Below are 4235 nucleotides of genomic sequence, written 5' to 3'. Positions count from 1 at the left end.
CTCTGATTCCAGTTTTGGTAAATATCAAATCACCCTTGGCGTAGAGTTTTTTATATTTTTTTATATCAATACGAAGTTCTGCATTGGCGATGGTATCAGCACGACAGTTTGCACCCCAAATCTCTTTGGTTTTTAGTGGCATCATGGCAGGGTGTAAACTTGTGATTTTATGACCAACTGCTTTTGCCAAGTGATAACCATCACCTTCAGAGCCGAGTTTTGGATAACCCATGCCTCCTGTTGCTATAATAATTTTATCAGAGTAAAATGACTCTTTAGTTGTTTTTAAACCGATAACTTTATCTCCATTATGGAGTAACTCTTCAACCTTTTGAGAGCAGAGAACTTTGACACCTACTCTTTTCATCTCATTTTCTAGTGCAGATATAATCGTAGATGAGTCATGCCCCACAGGAAAGATATGAAATCCATCAGGGGCGTGAGTCTCCACTCCAATACCTTTGAAAAACTTCTGTAATGCACTATAGTCAAAACTCTCCAGAGCGGTTGTCATAAATCGACCATCTCGTCCAAAGCAAGAGATAAACTCTTCGTTTTTTAAAGTATTGGATAGATTACATCGCCCTCCACCTGTAGCTTTTAGTTTAGCTCCTATTTTTGGAAGTTTCTCTAAGAGTAAAGTTCTTTTTCCCTCTCTTGCTGATATTATGGAGGCTATCATCCCTGATGCTCCTGCTCCTATAATGATTGAGTTATATCTATTCATTTCGACTCCATTGTATGTATGGAATTATAACTTTAATAGATAAAAATAATAATAGAACAGACCATGTAACTGAATTACACAGAAATGGAAACTCCGATATAAATAGTGTTAGATAAAGTAACAATCTAACCACCTATAGTATAGAATGTGACATAAAAAAATTAACCAAATAGGAGACATTAATGTCATTACTAGCGAACTACAAAGCACATACAGCTTCCCGAGCTGAATTAGGCGTTCCACCACTAGTACTTACAGCTGATCAAGTGGCTGATTTAGTAGAACTACTCAAAGCGAGTCCTGTAGCAGAGGCTGACTATGCGATGGAGCTTTTTACAGAGAAAGTACCAGCAGGTGTTGATGATGCGGCATATGTTAAGGCAGCATTTTTAAATGATATTTTAGAAGGCAGTGCAACTTGTGAGACTATTGACAAGACAAAAGCTTGTAATATTTTAGGAGCAATGCTTGGTGGATTCAATGTTAAACCACTGGTTGAAGCACTAAATGATGATGAGATTTCAGCAGTTGCAGCAGAAGAGCTTAAAAATACTATCCTTATGTATGATGCGTTTAACGATGTAAAAGCGATGATGGATGCAGGTAATGCAAAAGCCAAAGAGGTAGTTGAGTCTTGGGCAAATGCAGAGTGGTTCTACAACAAGCCAGAGATGGAAAAAGAGATTACCGTAACTGTATACAAAATCCCAGGTGAGACCAATACAGATGACCTCTCTCCTGCATCAGAAGCGTTTACACGAGCCGATGTTCCTCTACATGCAAACTCATTCCTTATCAATAGAATGGATAATCCACTAGATACTATGGTAGAGCTTAAGGCAAAAGGTCATCCATTGGCGTATGTTGGTGATGTTGTTGGAACGGGTTCGAGTAGAAAATCAGGTATCAACTCGGTTCAGTGGCACATGGGTAGAGATATTCCTGGAATCCCTGGTAAGAGAACAGGTGGTATTGTTATTGGTGATATTATCGCTCCGATTTTCTTCAACACAGCAGAAGATAGTGGATGTATCCCTATTCTTGCACCTGTAGCTAACTTAGCGACTGGTGATGTGATTACAGTTAAACCATTTGATGGTGTGATTGAGAGAGATGGTGAGGTTGTATCTGAATTTAAAATCGAGCCAAATACACTTCCAGATGAGATGAGAGCAGGGGGAAGAATCCCACTAATTATCGGTAAAGGTCTAACTGTAAAAGCTAGAGAAGCACTTGGTATGGACGCAGGTGATATTTTCATGACTCCTGATATGCCAGAAGATAATGGTAAAGGATTTACACTTGCTCAAAAGATGATTGGTAAAGCTAGTGGTATGGATGGTGTGAAACCAGGTGTCTACTGTGAGCCTGTATGTACGACTGTTGGTTCGCAAGATACAACGGGACCAATGACAAGAGATGAGATTAAAGAGTTGGCAGCATTGAGTTTTGGTGCTGATATGGTTCTTCAAACATTCTGTCACACAGCGGCATATCCAAAACCTGCTGATATTGAGCTACAGCATACACTTCCAAAGTTCTGGACGGAGAGAAAAGGGTTTATCCTTAGACCAGGTGATGGTGTTATCCACTCATGGTTGAACAGATTGTGTCTGCCTGATACTGTTGGTACAGGTGCTGATTCACATACAAGATTCCCAATTGGTATCTCTTTCCCTGCGGGTTCTGGTCTTGTTGCGTTTGCAGGTGTTACAGGTAGTATGCCTATTACGATGCCTGAATCTGTTTTGGTACGATTCAAAGGTGAAATGCAACCAGGAATTACGCTTAGAGATATGGTAAATGCTATTCCTCATCAAGCGATTAAAGATGGTCATTTGACGGTGGCAAAAGCTGGTAAGGTAAACATCTTCTCTGGTAGAGTTCTTGAAATCGAAGGTCTTGAAACATTGAAATGTGAACAAGCGTTTGAGCTAAGTGATGCATCTGCTGAAAGAAGTGCAGCGGCGTGTACCGTTAAGCTTGACAAAGAGCCAATCATTGAGTACCTTGAATCAAATATTGTTCTTATTGAAGAGCTTATCCGTCAAGGTTATGAAGATGCAGTGACACTTCAAAGAAGAGCTGACAAGATGAAAGAGTGGATAGCAAACCCTGTACTTATGGAAGCTGATGCTGACGCTGAATATGCTGCTGTAATTGAGATTGATATGAGTCAAGTCAAAGAGCCAATCCTCGCTTGTCCAAATGACCCAGATGATGTTAAAACATTAACTGAAATTAGAGAAGCAGGTCTTAGAACAGAGATAGATGAAGTATTTGTTGGAAGTTGTATGACAAATATCGGTCTATTTAGAGCTCACGCTGAAATCCTAAGAGGTGAAGGTGCTGTTGCTAACAAACTATGGATTTGTCCTCCAACAAAAATGGATGAGAAGACACTTCAAGAAGAGGGTTACTACTCTGTATTTGGTATGGCAGGAGCTAGAACAGAGATTCCTGGATGTTCACTTTGTATGGGTAACCAAGCTTCTGTTGCACAGAACGCTTTCGTATTCTCTACATCAACAAGAAACTTTGATAACAGACTTGGTAAAGGTTCACAAGTTTATCTTGGAAGTGCTGAACTTGCTGCTGTTGTTGCACTTAAGGGTGAGTTACCAACTGCTGAGGAGTATTTGGAAATAGTTGCTAATAAGATTAAGCCTGAGATGACTGATGATATTTATAAGTATCTTAATTTCCATCAGGTTTCTAAAGATGAGCTTGAGGCTATGGTTAAGTAAAACCATTACGACTTGTTCCCATCCGTCCTCGGTGGGAATACATACGAGAGTCTCATATACACTCCCACGCAGGAGGAGACTGTGTAAGAACCTCATTTTTAGGAATTCAAATTCCCAAAAATAGGGGTTCATTTTTCAAATTTGGTAGTTCTTACACAGTCTCAGGAGCGATGGGAGCGAGGTAAATATATAATTGACTATGGCTCTTCCTATGCGTCCATTTCCCTCATCATAAGGGTGTATCGACTCAAACCATAAATGGGCAACAGCAGATTTAACAATAAAATTTTCACTGCTACTGTTAATATATTTCATAAGTTCTTGAATAGAGGATTCAATTCTCTTTTGAGGAATAGCATAATGCCATATATGTAGTCTCTCTAAAGATAAATCATCTTGGTTAAACCTGCTATCTATATAGAGTTCAGTTAAACTATCACTACTTTTAGTAGATTTATCTTCTTCTCTGTTAAATGTAATATTTAGTTTTTTCTGCAAAGATGACCTAACACTATCGCGTTTTAACTCTACTCCTTCTATTTGGGATGTAGCAATAATCTCACTTAGTGATGTCTAAATAGAGAAGTTATCTTGTTCACTGTTTGAAAGATAAGATATCTTACCTTTTAGCTCTCCACTTTTTTCAAAAAAGCGAAATATCATTGGCTCTATCTCTTTGTAGTCATAGTTAAAATTAGGAAAATCTTGATGTTGCCAAATCCACTTTTTTGTATTCATAACATATTCCTGTTTCTAAATTT

The 4235-nt window shown here is 38.7% G+C and carries 3 protein-coding genes and 1 pseudogene; 1 reads left to right on the top strand and 3 read right to left on the bottom strand.

Features of this window, described 5'->3' with window-relative positions; translation table 11 throughout:
• The coding region (locus GSY74_RS05420; RefSeq protein ID WP_164664087.1) for an aminoacetone oxidase family FAD-binding enzyme at nt 1–727 on the bottom strand (727 nt) is incomplete at its 3' end.
• 182 nt (nt 728–909) lie between these two features.
• On the opposite strand from GSY74_RS05420, the gene GSY74_RS05415 reads away from it, so the two are divergent.
• The gene (locus tag GSY74_RS05415; protein WP_164664086.1) at nt 910–3474 is read left to right on the top strand and encodes a bifunctional aconitate hydratase 2/2-methylisocitrate dehydratase; all 2565 of its coding nucleotides are present in this window, start codon (nt 910–912) and stop codon (nt 3472–3474) included.
• A 135-nt stretch (nt 3475–3609) separates the two neighbouring features.
• Here GSY74_RS05415 and GSY74_RS05410 read toward each other — a convergent pair whose 3' ends face one another.
• Both GSY74_RS05410 and GSY74_RS05405 read right to left on the bottom strand, forming a co-directional pair.
• The gene (locus GSY74_RS05410; protein WP_164664085.1) at nt 3610–3972 is read right to left on the bottom strand and encodes a Fic family protein; all 363 of its coding nucleotides are present in this window, start codon (nt 3970–3972) and stop codon (nt 3610–3612) included.
• A pseudogene (locus tag GSY74_RS05405) lies at nt 3964–4212 on the bottom strand (DUF4172 domain-containing protein); the annotation flags it as partial. The pseudogene GSY74_RS05405 and the gene GSY74_RS05410, both read right to left, overlap by 9 nt.
• Nucleotides 4213–4235: the final 23 nt, after the last annotated feature.

Origin of the sequence: Sulfurovum sp. bin170, from assembly GCF_010892395.1 — a bacterium.
GTDB lineage: Bacteria > Campylobacterota > Campylobacteria > Campylobacterales > Sulfurovaceae > UBA1140.
This window is presented reverse-complemented; position numbering and strand designations above follow the sequence as displayed.

What these genes read in the sequence shown, in the direction of transcription:
- GSY74_RS05415 (WP_164664086.1), top strand. Translation starts at nt 910, where the DNA reads ATGTCATTACTAGCGAACTACAAAGCACATACAGCTTCCCGAGCTGAA.